Origin of the sequence: Catellatospora paridis (genome assembly GCF_009720365.1) — a bacterium.
Taxonomy (GTDB): Bacteria; Actinomycetota; Actinomycetes; order Mycobacteriales; family Micromonosporaceae; genus Catellatospora; species Catellatospora paridis.
In genome coordinates this window covers 17,076-31,610 of the sequence record NZ_ML769315.1, presented here as the reverse complement: position 1 = coordinate 31,610, position 14,535 = coordinate 17,076, and the positions used below count along the sequence as shown (strand labels likewise).

At 70.7% G+C, this 14,535-nt stretch carries 14 protein-coding genes; 7 read left to right on the top strand and 7 right to left on the bottom strand.

Going from position 1 to position 14,535, the window contains the following annotated elements; genetic code table 11:
• Positions 1-155 precede the first annotated feature (155 nt).
• Positions 156-821 carry a DUF4097 family beta strand repeat-containing protein gene (locus F9C41_RS12945; protein ID WP_155387040.1) on the bottom strand — a complete coding sequence of 222 codons (666 nt, stop codon included), beginning with the start codon at positions 819-821 and terminating at the stop codon, positions 156-158.
• A 460-nt stretch (positions 822-1,281) separates the two neighbouring features.
• Here F9C41_RS12945 and F9C41_RS12940 point away from each other — a divergent pair, with 460 nt between their 5' ends.
• On the top strand, positions 1,282-3,312 hold the full coding sequence (locus tag F9C41_RS12940) for a carboxypeptidase regulatory-like domain-containing protein (RefSeq protein ID WP_196279741.1): 2,031 nt from the start codon (positions 1,282-1,284) through the stop codon (positions 3,310-3,312).
• Between the two features lie 86 nt (positions 3,313-3,398).
• Here F9C41_RS12940 and F9C41_RS12935 read toward each other — a convergent pair whose 3' ends face one another.
• The 4 genes from F9C41_RS12935 to F9C41_RS12920 are packed head-to-tail and all read right to left on the bottom strand — an operon-like array spanning position 3,399 to position 7,184.
• Entirely contained in the window at positions 3,399-4,268 is an 870-nt protein-coding gene (locus tag F9C41_RS12935; protein WP_155387038.1) for a bile acid:sodium symporter, read from the bottom strand.
• A 26-nt stretch (positions 4,269-4,294) separates the two neighbouring features.
• Positions 4,295-5,605, bottom strand: coding sequence for a Dyp-type peroxidase (locus F9C41_RS12930; RefSeq protein WP_155387037.1), 1,311 nt, complete (start codon positions 5,603-5,605; stop codon positions 4,295-4,297).
• An 18-nt stretch (positions 5,606-5,623) separates the two neighbouring features.
• Entirely contained in the window at positions 5,624-6,637 is a 1,014-nt protein-coding gene (locus F9C41_RS12925; RefSeq protein WP_155387036.1) for a hypothetical protein, read from the bottom strand.
• A gap of 13 nt (positions 6,638-6,650) precedes the next feature.
• A complete protein-coding gene (locus tag F9C41_RS12920; RefSeq protein ID WP_155387035.1) occupies positions 6,651-7,184 on the bottom strand; it encodes a hypothetical protein in 534 nt (177 codons plus the stop codon).
• A 202-nt stretch (positions 7,185-7,386) separates the two neighbouring features.
• On the opposite strand from F9C41_RS12920, the gene F9C41_RS12915 reads away from it, so the two are divergent.
• The gene (locus F9C41_RS12915) at positions 7,387-8,793 is read left to right on the top strand and encodes a dihydrolipoyl dehydrogenase family protein (protein WP_155387034.1); all 1,407 of its coding nucleotides are present in this window, start codon (positions 7,387-7,389) and stop codon (positions 8,791-8,793) included.
• Positions 8,794-8,858: 65 nt separating this feature from the next.
• Here F9C41_RS12915 and F9C41_RS12910 read toward each other — a convergent pair whose 3' ends face one another.
• Complete coding sequence (locus F9C41_RS12910; protein ID WP_230689548.1) at positions 8,859-10,271, bottom strand: MFS transporter; 1,413 nt, start codon at positions 10,269-10,271, stop codon at positions 8,859-8,861.
• A gap of 263 nt (positions 10,272-10,534) precedes the next feature.
• Here F9C41_RS12910 and F9C41_RS12905 point away from each other — a divergent pair, with 263 nt between their 5' ends.
• Entirely contained in the window at positions 10,535-11,038 is a 504-nt protein-coding gene (locus tag F9C41_RS12905) for an excisionase family DNA-binding protein (RefSeq protein ID WP_155387033.1), read from the top strand.
• Positions 11,035-11,586 (top strand): DUF6036 family nucleotidyltransferase, encoded by a 552-nt coding sequence (locus F9C41_RS12900; RefSeq protein WP_155387032.1) that lies wholly within the window; start codon positions 11,035-11,037, stop codon positions 11,584-11,586. The genes F9C41_RS12905 and F9C41_RS12900 overlap by 4 nt, the downstream gene beginning before the upstream one ends.
• A 71-nt stretch (positions 11,587-11,657) precedes the next feature.
• On the opposite strand, the gene F9C41_RS12895 is transcribed toward F9C41_RS12900, so the two are convergent.
• A complete protein-coding gene (locus F9C41_RS12895; RefSeq protein ID WP_155387031.1) occupies positions 11,658-12,011 on the bottom strand; it encodes a hypothetical protein in 354 nt (117 codons plus the stop codon).
• Between the two features lie 7 nt (positions 12,012-12,018).
• Here F9C41_RS12895 and F9C41_RS12890 point away from each other — a divergent pair, with 7 nt between their 5' ends.
• The 3 genes from F9C41_RS12890 to F9C41_RS12880 all read left to right on the top strand — a co-directional run bounded on the left by F9C41_RS12890 (position 12,019) and on the right by F9C41_RS12880 (position 14,279).
• Positions 12,019-12,531 (top strand): hypothetical protein, encoded by a 513-nt coding sequence (locus F9C41_RS12890; protein ID WP_155387030.1) that lies wholly within the window; start codon positions 12,019-12,021, stop codon positions 12,529-12,531.
• A gap of 177 nt (positions 12,532-12,708) precedes the next feature.
• Positions 12,709-13,296 carry an RNA polymerase sigma factor gene (locus F9C41_RS12885; protein ID WP_155387029.1) on the top strand — a complete coding sequence of 196 codons (588 nt, stop codon included), beginning with the start codon at positions 12,709-12,711 and terminating at the stop codon, positions 13,294-13,296.
• Entirely contained in the window at positions 13,293-14,279 is a 987-nt protein-coding gene (locus tag F9C41_RS12880; RefSeq protein ID WP_155387028.1) for a CU044_5270 family protein, read from the top strand. Before F9C41_RS12885 ends, F9C41_RS12880 begins: the two co-directional genes overlap by 4 nt.
• Positions 14,280-14,535 lie beyond the last annotated feature (256 nt).

Genomic DNA, 14,535 nt, shown 5'->3' with positions numbered 1-14,535 from the left:
CCCGCCCCCCTCCGCCCCCGCCCGCGGGCGCGCGGCCCCGGCGTCGGCCCCGCGCCGCCCCCCCCCCCCCCCCCGCGTCCGGGTGGTCAGGTCGCCGGATCCCGCATGGATCTCGATCGCAGGCGGCCCGGCGAGGTGGCGCCGGGCCTGCCCGGTCAGAGGCTGCGGGCGGTGACGTCGCCGTGGGAGGTGGTCGCGCGGATGTCGAGTGCGGTGGTGCCGTCGTTCCTGAGGTTGTTGCTGATGCGGCCGTAGCCGGTGCCCGCGTCCAGGGCGGCCGAGACACCTGCGGCGGCGGTGACCGAGATGTCGCCGGACTGGGTGCGGAGCACGACCGTGCCGCGCACGGCCTCGGTGATCCGGATGTCGCCGCGTGCGGTGCTGATCTCCGCGGGGCCGTTGAGCCGTCCGATCTCGACGTCGCCGTCGATCGCGGTGAGGCGGACGCTCGCCGCCTCGTCGATCTTGATCTGGCGGTACGCGCCTTCGAAGGCGACGTCGCCGAGACGGCCGACGCCGCGGAGCTCGGAGCTGGCGGTCTTGGCCTCGATGCGGGAACCCGCGGGCAGCTGGACGGTGATCTCCAGGGATCCGGTGGGGCCGACGAGCCGGCCGGCGGTGTCGGGGGTGTGGATCCGCAGGACGCCGTCGGCGAAGGCGACGGTGGTCTGTGCGGCGAGCTGGACGTCGCGGCTCTTGGCAGGGTTGGCGGGCAGGACCTCGACAGTGGTGTCGGCGCGGTCGGCGGCGATGAACTGGATGCGCCCGGCGGGGATGTCCAGGACGGCGGAGATGGCGGCGGGGGTGTCGAACTTCTGCATGATGCTCTCCTCGTGAGATCGTTGTTTCCGATATAAGAAACGCTACGTTGCGTTCGAAGATTCGGCAACTAGTTCGTTGCTCGCTATTGGCATCATTGCAGGAAAAGGCAAGGATTTCGTTGCAATGGGTGTGGAGCTAACGCAATGCAAGGGGCATTGTTCGTTGCATTGGATGGGGGCGAACGCTACGTGATCGGCCTCGCCGATGTCATGCGCCGGTTCCGCTCAGGCGATCGGGCGATCCTCATCGGACGGCAGTGGGGCTGATGTGGCCCGTGCGGGGATAGACGATCGAGCGGGCGCCAGGGATCCGGCGGGCCCGTGCGGTCGCCGGCCGCGGATAACCGGCACGCGAAAAGTCGGTCCAGTGTGGAGAATATCGGCTGCCGCAGATGTAAATCACGGGGCGGCTCCACACAGCGAACGCGGCGACGCTTCGCACACCCCCTCGAGGACGTGCATGATCAAATCATCGATGCGACGTGCGGGCGTACTTGCCCTCGCGATCAGCATGGCGACCCTGGGACTGGCGCTGCCGGCCCAGGCGGCCGCCAACGGATCCATCACCGGGCGGCTCACCGACGGCGGTCAGCCGGTCGCCGGAGTCTCCGTGTCGGCGTCGTCCGCGGACGGCGACGGCTGGGGCTGGGCCAGCACCGACAGCGACGGCCGCTACGAGCTGACGGACCTGCCCGCGGGCACCTACACCGTGCAGTTCGACGCGACCGGTCGCCCTAGCCAGTACGCCTACCGGACCATCGACTGGAACGAAGCGGCGCGGATCGCCCTCCCGGCGGGCGGCCACGTCACGGTCGACGACGAGCTGCTGCCCACGGGCATCATCACCGGCACGTTCCGGGACCGCTCCGGCAACGGCATGTCGGTGAGCGTGCGGGCCGAGTCCGACGCCGGCGGCACCTGGGGTTACACCGAGGCCGACGGCACCTACACCCTGCACGTGCTGCCCGGCGAGTACCGGGTCGCGTTCGGGGTCGGCAACGGCGCCTACCAGTACGCGGTCGGCACGGCGAACTCCGCCGAGGCGACCCGCTACCAGGTCGCGGTCGGCCAGACCGTGACCGTCGACGACACCCTGATGGCCTCCGGCTCGGTCGCCGGCCGCTTCACCGACCGTGCCGGCGCCGGCATCGCCGACCTGTCGGTGTCGGTGAGCAGCCAGAACGGGCCGTCCTACCAGACCACCACCGACGCCGACGGCGCGTACCGCGTCGACGGGGTGCTCGTCGGCGCTCGCTACTGGGTCGGGTTCTACGACTACGACCGCGGCATCACCCAGTACGCCCACGGGCAGATCGAGCAGCAGGACGCGGAGCTGTTCACCGTGACCGACGGCGCGACCACCACGGTCGACGAGGTGCTGCTGCCCACCGGCTCGGTGCGGTTCACGGTGACCGACGCGCTCACCGGCGCGCCGCTGCCGTCGTTCGACGCCCGTGCGGGCCAGATCGAGGTCAACGGTGTGCACGGCACCGCCACGGCCGAGGGCGTCACCGTCGGCAACCAGTGGACCTATGTCGGGGCGACCGGCTACACCGCGTCGGAACAGTTCCGGGTGATGGTCACCGAGGGCGGGACCGCCGAGGTCACCGTCGCCCTCACCCCCGTCGCGAAGCTCACCGCGACGGTGGTCGACGCCGGCACCGGCGCGCCCGTCGCCGGGTTCTGCGTGCACGCGATGACACCGACGAACGTGACGTTCGGGGAGGGCTGCAACAGGAGCGGCCCGGACGGCAAGGTGAAGCTCGACTACCTGCGGGGCGGCGACTACCAGCTGTTCGCCTTTGAAAACCCGTACGGCGACACCCGGTCGCCGTACGGCGCGCAGTGGGTCACCGCCGACGGCGGCACCGGCAACCAGTCGCTGGCCGCGGTCATCACCGCGGTGCCGGGGCAGACGGTCACCGCGCCGACGATCAAGCTCGACCGGCGGGGCACCATCACCGGCACCATCCGGGCGGCCGACGGCACTCCCGCGAAGCACGCAGGGGTCCGCTTCGGCAACTACGGCTACCGCATCGGGTCCGGGGACGTCGAGTTCCCGGCCGGGGCAAACGGCACGTACACGGTCGACTGGCTCGGCCCGTACCAGTGGCCGCTGCGCTTCTACGCCGACGGCCACGCCACGCAGTGGAGCGGCAACTCGGGCGGCCGGCCCGGCGCCACGCGGGTGAAGGTCCGGGCAGGGAAGACGGTCACCTACGACATCCAGCTGCGGCAGGGCACTCCGGTCACGGTCAACGCGCCGGGCACCGGGTGGTACGTGGCGCACAACGCGACTACCGGCGACCAAGCCGGCGCCTGCAGCGGCGTCGGGCCCACCTGCCAGATGCTGGTGCTGGACCAGAAGGTGCGGTTCAAGGTCTGGGGCTCCTACGACGAGGACTACTGGTACGGCGGCAGCGACTTCGCCTCCGCGACCACGGTCCGGATCCCGGCGACCGGCACCAAGACGGTCACCATCACCCACTGAGCACAGGCCGGGGCAGGTTTCGCCTGCCCCGGCCTCGTCGGCACAGCGTCAGCAGGCCTTCTGCGACCCGGGCCGGTGCCGGTCGGTCAGGCCCGGCTCACGGCTCGGCGACGAGCGAGGGCGGCGGTGATCGGGATGGCGGCGCAGAGGCCGCTGAGCAGGATGGCGGCGAGCGCGCCGAGGACGGCGGGCTGGTCGTTGAAGGCGATCCCGATGGCGGCCAGAGCGGGGCCGAGGTTGCGTACGGCGGTGACCGCGCCCATCGTGGTGCGCCGGGCCGATGATCCGGTCGACAGCAGTGTGCCCAGGCCGAACGCGAGGGCGGAGAACAGGAACCCGGCCAGCAGCGCCCGTGAGCCGAACAGGTCGACGACGTCTTTCCAGCTGCCCAGCAGCATTCCGGCCAGCACGATCAGAAACGTCACGTTGGAGACCTTGACCGCGCCCGGGTGCCAGGCCAACGCGGTGTCGGCGGTGTAGTGGCGCAGCAGCAGGCCGATCGCGAACGGCACGAGCTGCAGGATCGCGACGGTGCGCACCAGCGTGCCGACGTCGAGCGAGATGCCCCCGCCCACATTGGCCGCGTTGAGCAGGACGTTGGCGGTGAGCGCGAAGGTGACGCTGCCGATGGCGGCGAGCAGCACCTGCATCGCGGCGCCGGTGGTGACGTCGCCGCGCTGGATCATGCCGAGCTTGGCGCCGAAGGGGCCGCCCGGCGAGGACGCGATCAGGATCAGCGCGATGAACGGTGCGGCCGCGAGGTGGAACAGGGCGGCCAGACCCCAGCCCAGCAGCGGGATGACGACCAGGTTGGCCAGCAGCACGAGCGCCAGCAGGGGCACGTCCGTGAACGCGGTGCGCAGCGCGGGCAGGGTCGCGCCCAGGCCGGCCGCGAACATGGTCGACGAAATGAAGATCACGGTTATCGCGTTGAGCAGCAGATGCAGCGTGTCCACGTAGTCTCCTGCGGGTGGTCGGGGCGTCAGTCGGCGAGTTCGCCGAGCCAGCGCAGGGCGCTGAGGCCGGGCATGAACGCGTACTCGCCGCCGCGGGTGGCGACGAAGCGCGGCACGGCCGGCAGCCGCCGCCGCACCGGGCGGCGGGGGATCGTGTAGTCGGACAGGCCCTCGCCGGAGCCGACGATGGGATCGCGGGCGTCCTCACCGCCGAAGAACACGCCGTCGTTCATCCACTGCGACTGCACGAACTCGAATTGCCGGCCCAAGTGGGCGCCGACGAACGCGAAGATGAGCCCGCGGTCGGCGCCGTCGTCGTCGAGGACGCCGTCGGGCAGCAGCGGCCCGTACGCGGTGCCGCGCCGGATCATGCGGTGTAGGCGGGGTTCGCCGGCCACGGCCGCGTCGCGGGGGTTGGCGCGGCGGATGTGGCTGCCGCAGGGGGTGGCGAACCCGTCCGGGTCGCCGTCGCGGAAGAGGAACGCGTTGTTGCGCTCGCGGTCCGCGCCGAGTTCGGGGTCGTCCTGCTGCGGGCAGAGGGCGAGCGGGGTGCCGCTGCGCCAGCGTCCCATGAGTTTGGCGGCGAGCTGTTCCTCCTCGGTGGCTCCGGTCGAGTTGTCCCGCAGGAAGCGGCGGAACCCGGCAACGTCCTGGTGCAGCTTGCGAAAGGCGACGTAGCTGCCATTGCGGCCGAGCACGTCGGGTGTGGTGGTCTGCACGCCACCTAGTTCGTCGGGGTACCCGAGCACGAACTCGCCGGCCGCGAGGGGCTTCTCCAGGGGGTTGGAGCCGGCGATGCCGCTGCCTTCGACGGCCGGGTGGCTGATGCCGTCGCGGTAGCCGAATGGTTCGGTCTCGGTGGGCAGGGCGTGGCAGTTCTGCCGCCAGATCGCGGTCACCCCGCTCAGGCCCTCGTAGGCGGGCCGGGCGCGGTCGATGGCGGCTTCGAGGGTCGCCTCGTCGGGGGCCAGCGCGACCAGGACGATGTGCACGTCGGGGCTGCCCAGTGGCGCTTCCCAGTGTTCGGGGGCGCTGTCGGCGGTGTCGGACAGGGCGTTGGCGCGGGCGGCCATGCCCTGCCGGAACTCCCAGGCGAGGGTGTCCAGCGACTCCTGCGGCACGCCGAGCGCCCGCAGGCCGTGGCAGGTGACGGCGACGCTGACCCAGGTCTCGCCCAGCGGGCTGGCGGTGTCGGCGGCGCTGGTGACCACGGCCGCGACGCGGCGCATCAGCTCCCGGCCGTCGGCGCGGTCGTCGATGCGGAACAGCAGGTAGGTCGCCGCATACGGGGACGGGCGGGGGCTGAGCACCCCGCGCTGGATGTCGTGCAGCTCCATGCTCCGCCTCCCGTGCCGCTAGAGCGTGACGATGTTGCGCCAGAAGTTGCGCAGGCTGTCGTCGGCGCCGAACAGGGTGCTGAAGATGGTGGAGTCGGCCATCAGGATGTCGCCGGCCCGCTCGCCCGCGGGCGGCAGCCACAGGAACATGTTGAACTCGGTGTTGCCCGCCTCGGTGAACGGATGCGGCTTGGCCAGGTCGATGGGCTGGCGGCCCAGCACCCGTACCGCCTGCTCGTCGGTGGTCGTCACGGCGTAATGCGGCAGGTGCATGTGGAAGTTGAAGCTGGTCACGTCGGCCAGCCAGCCTCTGGTGTCCAGGTCCCGGTTGATCGACAGTGGCGCGATCCGCTTCGGGGCCGCGACGGCCGGGCGCAGGCCGTAGCGGTTCTCCACCGGCACGCCGAGCCCTTCCATCAGCGACCGGGTGTACCGGCCGAAGCGCTGCTGGCGCGGCACGAGTGCGTCACCGTGGTGGTGGTACTCGACGTCGCGCACGGCGAGGTCGTCGCCGGCGCCGACGTCGTGGTGCGGGCCCAGCACCAGGCGGGCGCCGTCGCGGCCGACCCAGTCGCGCAGCGCCTGCACCTCCTCGGCGGTGGCGTCCTGGCCGGTGACCATGTGGTCGAGCCCGAACACGAACAGCGTGTCGGTGTCGGCCAGCACCCGCTCGTCAAGCGGGGTGACCACACCCGCCTGGTCGACGCGCTGGTACATCGCCACCGGGTGGCCGGTGGTCTCCGCGACGAAGTCCTGGAACGGCACCCAGGCCCAGAAGAACAGCTCCAGCGCGCCGGCGATGCCCTGCTGGAAGCGCATCGGGTCGGACCACTGCGGGTCCTCGTAGGCGGGCCAGGTGACCCGGCGCACCTCGGTCATCGTGGAGAAGCGGTTGTCGAGCTCGGCCGGGTTGCGGCCGGCTTCGGCGGGATAGCTCCACGCCACGTAGATGCTGACCCGCCGCCGCCCCGGCGTGTACGGGCGAGGCTGGTGGCGGGTGTTGTAGACGCGTGCGGGTCGCTGGTCGCTCATCTGGTGCGGGTCCTCACTGCAGCTGGTCGAGCATCTCCGACAACGCGTTCTTGATCTTCAATGCCTTCTTGATCTCGTCGGCGGTCACGTACGGGTACTCGCCGTACTCGATGAAGCTCGGGCACTGGTGCTCGCGTACGAACCGGATGAACGCCTCGGGGTTGGTCTTCCAGTCCTCCGGGAAGCCTTCGAGGTTCTCGAACGCGGTGTTGACCCCCGACTTGCCGAACAGGGCGACGGCATCCTCGGTGTACTTGTCGAAGTCGGTGTCGAAGATGCCCTGGTACATGAACCGGGTGTCGTCGTCGAACAGGACCCACCGCAGGTAGTGCAGCTTGAGCGGGGCCAGCAGGTAGGGGTCGGCCTCCAGCGCCTTGGCCAGGGTGTTGCCGTACTCGCGCATGACGTCCGCGCGGCCTGGCTTCACTTTCGCGATGATCGTGAACCCGTAACAGGCCGGGGTGCGCGGGTAGACCGGGCCGTACTTGCCCTCTTCGAGGTGGCTGGTGTCCTTCGGGATGACCATTGCCGCAGGCTTGAGTTCCATCGTGCTTCCCGTCGCTGGCACACCCCGCGATCACGGTGGCGATCAGCCGATTATGCCCACAGGGCATACCAAAAATACGCAAATCGTAACTACCGGCTCCGATCGAAGGCGGGTTCGGGAAGGCCCCTGGACCTTGCTCGACCGCACGTATCGTGACAACAGGGTGGTCGCGGACACGGCCGCCGCGGGCTGAGGGGGCCGCATGCGCGTGCTGGTCATCGGCGGCGGTCCGGCCGGAGCGAACGCCGCACTGCAGGCCGCCGCGCTCGGGGCCCAGGTCACCCTGGTGGAACGGGACCGGGTGGGCGGCACCGCGCTCAACAGCGGGCCGGCGCCCGTGCGCACCCTTGCCCGGGCGGCGCGCCTGGTCCGTGACTGGACCTCCTGGGAGGCGTTCGGCCTGCGCGGACCCCGGCCCGAGGTGGACCTCGCCGCCACCCTGGCCAACGCCCAGCGGGTCGCCGACTACGCCTACCACCGCAGGCAGGTCGCCGCCCACATCCGCGCGGCCGGGGTCGACCTGGTCGAAGGCACCGGCGACGTGCGGTTCCGCGACGCGAACACGGTCACCGCGACCGATGGCCGCAGCTTCACCGCCGACCGGGTGATCATCGCCGTCGGAGGTCGGGCCGCGCGCCCGCCGATCCCGGGCGCCGAGCTGGGCAAGACCTACGAGGACGTACGCACGCTGACCGCGCTGCCCGACCGGGTCGCGGTCATCGGCGGCGCGGACACCGGATGCCAGCTCGCCTCGATCCTGGCGGACTTCGGCAGCCGCGTGACCCTGATCGAGTCCGCGCCGCGGATCGTGGCCCGCGCCGACGCCGACATCTCCACCGCGCTCGAACAGGCCTTCCGGGCCCGCGGCATGGACTTGCACACCGATGCGCGCGTGGAGCGCCTCGAACCGTGCGACGGCGGCGTGCGCGTCGTCTTCCGCATCGGGGAGCAGACCCGGGACGTGCAGGTCACCACGGCGTTCTTCGCCGTGGGCTGGCCCGGCAACGCCGATCTCGTCGCCGCCGACGCGGCCGGGATCGCGGTCGAGCGCGGCTACATCGTGACCGACGAGTTCCTGCGCACCAGCGTCGCGCACATCTTCGCCGCCGGCGACGTCAACGGGCACAGCATGCTCGTGGCCAGCGCGACCCTCGAAGGCCGGGTCGCCGGCGAGAACGCGGTGCGGGGAGCGCACCGCCGCGCCGATCACGCGATAGTGCCCGTCGGCAGCTTCACCGATCCCGAGTACGCGGGTGTCGGGCTCACCGAGGAGCAGGCCCGTGCCCGTCACGAGTGCGCGGTCGCCGTCGCCCCGTACGCCGACCTGCTGCGGCCCGTCGCGGACGGCCGTCCCGACGGGTTCTGCAAGCTGATCGTCGAGACCGGCAGCCGGCAGCTCGTCGGCGCTCACGTGCTGGGCGAATACTCCGCCGAGGTGATCCAGATGGTCGCCGCGTGCATGGCGGCGGGGATGCGCGTCGAGGACGTCGCCGAACTGCGGCCCGCGTTCCCGACGTTCACCGAGGGGGTGGCCATGGCCGCGCAGATGCTGACCCGCGATCTCGGTGTCCGCCCCATCTCGCGGCTCTTCTGGAGCAGCCTGACCTGACGGAAGGCCACCTCATCAGGAGCGGCCGGGCAGGTGTCCCGGGCCGAGGCCGCCTTCGCCCGCTGTCACGGCGTCGGGGTCGCGGCCGCCGCGGCTCTCGGCAGTTTCGCGGCCGCCCACAGCCCGGCCACCGCGACCGCGGCGAGCACCGCCATGGCCAGCCCGTAGGCGCGTTCGGGGGTCGCTGTGATGCCCGCGACGAGGATGGTGCCGGCGACGGCGGTGCCCAGGCAGGAGCCCAGGTTGGACACGCTGCGCGACAGCCCCGAGATCTCGCCCTGCTGGTCGTCGCTGAAGCTGGACTGCACGATGTTGACCGACGGGGTCAGCATCAGCCCGAGTCCGAGCCCGATGAGCAGCAGGCCGGGCGCGAACGCCCAGACGCCGGGGGTGCCGGTGACCAGGGCGAGCAGCACGATCACGCCGACCGCGGTGAGCACGAAGCCGGCCTGGATCAGGGTGCGCTGCGGGCGCCGTTTGGCCAGCCGCTCGGCCGCCAGCGACGAGATCAGCAGGCCGACCGTCGCGGCGGTGAAGATGACACCGGTCTGGATCGCGTCGTAGCCGCGGACCACCTGCAGATACGCGGCCACGGTGAAGGACGTGCCCATGAGGATCAGCCACTGGGCGTTCTGGGTGACCAGACCCAGGTTGGAGGTGCGGTTGCGGAACAGGGAGGTGGACAGCAGCGGCTCGCGGCCGGCGCGCTCCTCGGCCCGCACCCAGCGGAAGAACAGGAACAGCAGCAGCAGGCCTGCCGCGATCAGGGCGAGCATCAGCCAGAGGTTCTGGTCGGCGGCCAGGATGCCGGCCACGACGAGGATGAGCCCGGCGGCCGACAGCAACGCGCCGCGGGTGTCGAACGGGCGGGTCGGGTCCGGCGGTAGCGGGTCGAGCACCTTGCGGCCGAGCACGACGATCACACCCACCACGACCGCCTGGAACACGAACGCCCAGCGCCAGCTCAGCGCCGAGGTGATCAGGCCGCCGATGAGCGGGCCCGCCGCGGCGCCGACGCCGCCCATCGCGCTGATCAAGCCGAACGCCTTGGCCCGCGAAGCCGTGCCGGTGAACAGCAGTGTGGTGAGGATGTAAACGGGCGGGATGAGCAGTGCGGTGCCGACGCCCTCCAGGATCGAGTTGCCGAGGATGAGCACGCCCAGCCCGGGCGAGGCGGCGCTGAGCAGCGCGCCGACGCCATAGAGGACGAGCCCGGCGAGGAAGCACCGCTTGCGGCCGTACCGGTCGGTCAGCTTGCCGCCGGGGATCATGAGGGCGGCCATCACCAGCAGGAAGATCGTGATGGCGATCTGCACACCCTGCACGGTCGTGTTCAGGTCGGCGCTGATGTCGTTGATCATCACGTTCATGTTGGAGCCGGCGAAGCTGCAGATGAACTGCGCCAGCGCGAGCGGGACGAGCATCTGCCGCAGCGATCCCGCCGGCGGCCCGGCGGCGGTGGACCCGGCCGCGGTCATGGATGCCTCCTCGATCGACCCGCCGCGTTCGAGCCGACGTTCCGGACTCACGGCCGGCAGAAACCGTCACGTGCGCTCCAGCGTAGTAAGACTGTCCGATTCATTCCGCTATACCGCATAATCCCCGCTCGACCACCCCGCTTGCCGGGTGATCATGAACTTATGGCACGGGTCGGCGGCGTGTCGTGGCCACAACTCCCTGTTGACCAAGCGGAGGCGATAGGCGGTTGCGTTTTTGGTGTTTGTTGCGGCATGGTGGACGTATGGATGGCGGTTCCGACGACCTGTTGACGACGACCGAGGCGGCCGCGCTGCTGCGCTCGTCCCGCCAGCACGTCGTCGACCTGTGCGAGCGAGGAATGCTCCCCTTCGTCAGGGTGGGGACGCATCGACGGCTTGCCCGGGCGGACGTGCTCGCGCTGCTGCGTCCGGAGCTGACCCGCGACCAGCTCAAGTCGCTGTGGCTGCACCGCGCTGTTGCCGGCCGTCTGGTCGCCGACCCCGACAACGTGCTGGCGAATGCCGCCGAGAACCTGCACCGGCTTCAACGCGTGCACCCGGACGGCATGGCGGCGATGTGGCTCGAACGCTGGCGCCAGGTCCTTGATGCCGGAGTCGAGGCGGTGCTGGAGGTCTTGACGTCGCGCAGCCGAGACGCCGCCGAGCTGCGGCAGAACTCGCCCTTCGCCGGTGTCCTGCCCGAAAGCACGCGCCAGGCTGTGCTGGCCGCGTTTGCCGAGCGCTGGCGCAGGGAGCGGATGGCGTGAAGCGACAGGAGTTGGAGCACGTACTGCGGGCCGCGTCGCAGATCGCGCAGGAATCCGACATCCTCGTCATCGGCAGCCAGTCGATCCTCGGCGCGATACCCGAGGATCGGCTGCCCGCTGCGGCGACGGCGTCGATCGAGGTGGACGTCGCATTCTTCGACGACCCGGACGATGCGAAGGCGGACCGGGTGGACGGAGCGATTGGCGAGCTGTCGCCCTTCCACGAGACCTTCGGCTATTACGCCCAGGGCGTGAGCGTGTCCACTGCGGTGCTTCCGGCAGGCTGGCGGCAGCGCCTGGTGGTCGTCGACACGCCGGGCACCGCGCCCGGACGTGGCCACCTGCTCGACCCGCACGACTGTGTGGTGTCGAAGCTCGTTGCGGGCAGGGAGAAGGACCACGTCTTCGCGGCGGCGCTGCTGGAGCACGGGTTGATCGACGCCGCGGTTCTCGCCGAGCGGGTGGAGACCGTCGACGTGTCCGACGCCCACCGCCAGCGCCTGCGCCAGTGGATCGACTACCACGCGCGACAGGCGGAAGCCGGCTGACGGGTGCTGCCCGCACCTGCCGTTCCGGGCGTTCTGCGGCGCCGGCCAGATAGGCGCGGCGACGGGTTGGCTCAGGAAGCGACCGTAAGGAGGGCGATACCTGAAGGATGCGCCTTGAAATGCTCGTTCAATGCTTTGAAGACATTCGCCTGGGTCGTCGAAACCAGCTTTTGCGCGGCCGCCAAGCCGACCTCGCTGAGGAAAACCACGAGTGTGCGGTGTCGGTTGGTGGGTGAGTTGAGTTTCAGCTGATCCAAGTGGCAATCAACGATTCCGCCTACAGGCATGTCGCACGGCGGGTGCCACACCCATTCGTCCTTGTGCTCAGGGCTCGTGAACACCATGGCGCGCCCGTTGGCAACCGACGGCACCATGACTTGCAGGGGTGCATTCGGTGCGATCTGGTCTGGGGAGATCAGGTCCACCCTGCCCATGGCCTCCGGCTGGCGCGGCGTATCGGCACCGGGTCGGGACGAAGAAGAGCTCACCGGGCCGGGTGTCCGATCAGGAATGCTGGTTGGCGACGCGACTGGCATGGGGATGAGATTGAACTCTGCCGGGGACGGGGACGGGGACGCGCTCGGCGCTGAAGGCGAGATGGCGGTGCAGGATTCACAGGTCGCCGAGGAAGGTGTCACCGAATCGTCCTCCGGCCAGGTTTTGTCGATGATCGTGGGCAGCACGGCTGCGATCATCGCGAATGCGCCGCCTACCAATGCGACTCGAATCGGCCCGCTGACGCGGCCCCGAGGCTTTGCCGGAGCTGTTTCACGGGGTTTTTCCGGTGGGATCGTGGAAACGCTGGTAGAGCGCTTCTGCAGTGCGATCTGGCGCTTATTGCGTATCCGCGCCATGTTTCCTCCCCATTTGGCAGCATCCCCACTCAAAACGAAGGTCAACGCGTTCCGGTTGTGGGGCGTGGGCGGGTGCGGATCGACCGTTTGAGCCGAGCGCAGGCAGTCACCCGATCGAGTGATGTCGCCGCAACCGTGCCGATCGCGGTCACCGCAGTGGATGAGGAATCGGGTGGGCCGCAGCCGTGAACTCGAATCGGGCCTGGCGCAGAGACATGGGTGTCAGGTCGGATTCGGTAGGAGGGACCACAGTGCATTGGCTACTGCAATGACGGCGACGGCCGAGCGCGCCGGGGACGCGGCGGTCATCGCCGCATCGCGGACCGACGCCGAGGCGTTCGGCGTCATCTACGACAGGCACGCCGCAGGCCTGCACCGGTACGCGTACCGGCGGCTGGGCCCGGAGTCGGCGGAGGACGCGGTCGCGGAGACGTTCCTCGCCGCGTTCCGCCACCGCGGCCGCTACGACCTCGCCCGCGAGGACGCCCGCCCGTGGCTGTTCGGGATCCTCACCAAGGAGATAGCCCGGCGGTGGCGGTCCGAGCAGGCCCGATACCGGGCGCTGAGCCGAGCCGCCGAGGGCGAGGCGGCCGAAGGTTTCGCCGACGAGGTCGACGCGGCGGTCAGCGCCCAGGCGGCGCGGGGCGCGCTCGCCGACGGCCTGCGCGGGCTCGCGGCGCGCGACCGCGACGTGCTGCTGCTCATCGCGTGGAGCGGCCTGAGCTATGAGGAGGTCGCGCAGACGCTGCAGATCAACGTGGGCACGGTGCGCTCCCGGCTGCACCGGGCACGTCGCAAGCTGCGTGAGGCGCTCGGCGAGGACACGATGACGGACTTTTTCGAGGTGGAGCGATGAACGAGATGAAACTGCTGGACGAGCTCGGTGCGGCCCTGGACCCGGCCGGTCCGCTGCCGCAGGACCTGCGCCGCCGGGTGCTCACCGCGGCCGTACGCCCGCAGCCGTTCTGGCGCCGCCTGCTCGCCGGGCGGGCCGGGCCGCGGGTCGCGGTCGTCGGCGGGCTGGCCGCGGTGCTCACCGCGGGTGTCCTGGCGGCACAGGTCATCCCGATCGGCGGTGGCGAGCCGGCCGCCCAGGCGCAGGCCGCGGACATCCTGGCCGGCGCCGCGGCCCAGGCCCGGCTCCAGCCGGAGGTGCCGGTGCGCGGGGACCAGTTCGTGCACGTGGAGTCCGTCGCGACGGTGCTCGGCATGAACGAGGCGACCAAGGAGTCGTCGACGAGCACGATCACGCGCCAGGTGTGGCTGTCGGTGGACGGGACCCACGACGGGCTCATCCGGCAGCGGCCGCGCTCCGGTGGCGGGGACTGGACGGACATGGCTCTGCCGGGCTGCCGGGACGGGGTCGTGACGCAGACCAAGGGCGGGGTCACCGGCACGCAGGCGTGCACGCCGACCCCGGCGTACGTCGCCGGCCTGCCGACCGACCCGGACGCGATGCTGGCCTACCTCTATCGCGGCGTCGACGAGCACCCGAACAAGAACCCCCGCGACCAGCAGGCGTTCTCCGCCGCGGCGGACCTCGTGGATGAGGCGTACCTGGCGCCGGCGTCGCTGGCCGCCGTGTTCGGCGCCGTGGCGAGGATCCCCGGGGTGAGCGTGGTCGGCGAGGTGACCGACGAGGCCGGCCGCGAGGGCGTGGCGGTGGCGCTGCGCGAGGTGCAGGGCACCCGTTCCGAGCTCATCTTCGACCGTGGCAGCCACGCCTACCTGGGCACCCGTACGGTCGCGCTGCACGACGGCGAAGGTTTGACGGCCGGGCAGGTGCTCTACTCCGGCGCGGTGCTGACGGTCCGGATCGTCGACCGCGTCGGCGCGTAACACGCGATCACCCAGGCGGGCTGCGGCGCTCATGGCCGCGGCCCGCCGCATCGTTTACGGTACATATCTATATGTGCTGTTCACCCTTTTCGGGTAGTTCGCCCGGTGCTGGTCGGCCACACATCCGCGCTGCCGGCCGCCCTATCTGTCGGCTGTAACGCACCGTGTTCTCTATGCCCCTTTCCGTATCCGATGCGGCAGGGTTGTTCGCGTGGCCGCAACCGGACGCCCCCCGGCGATCCGAGCAGCGGCACCC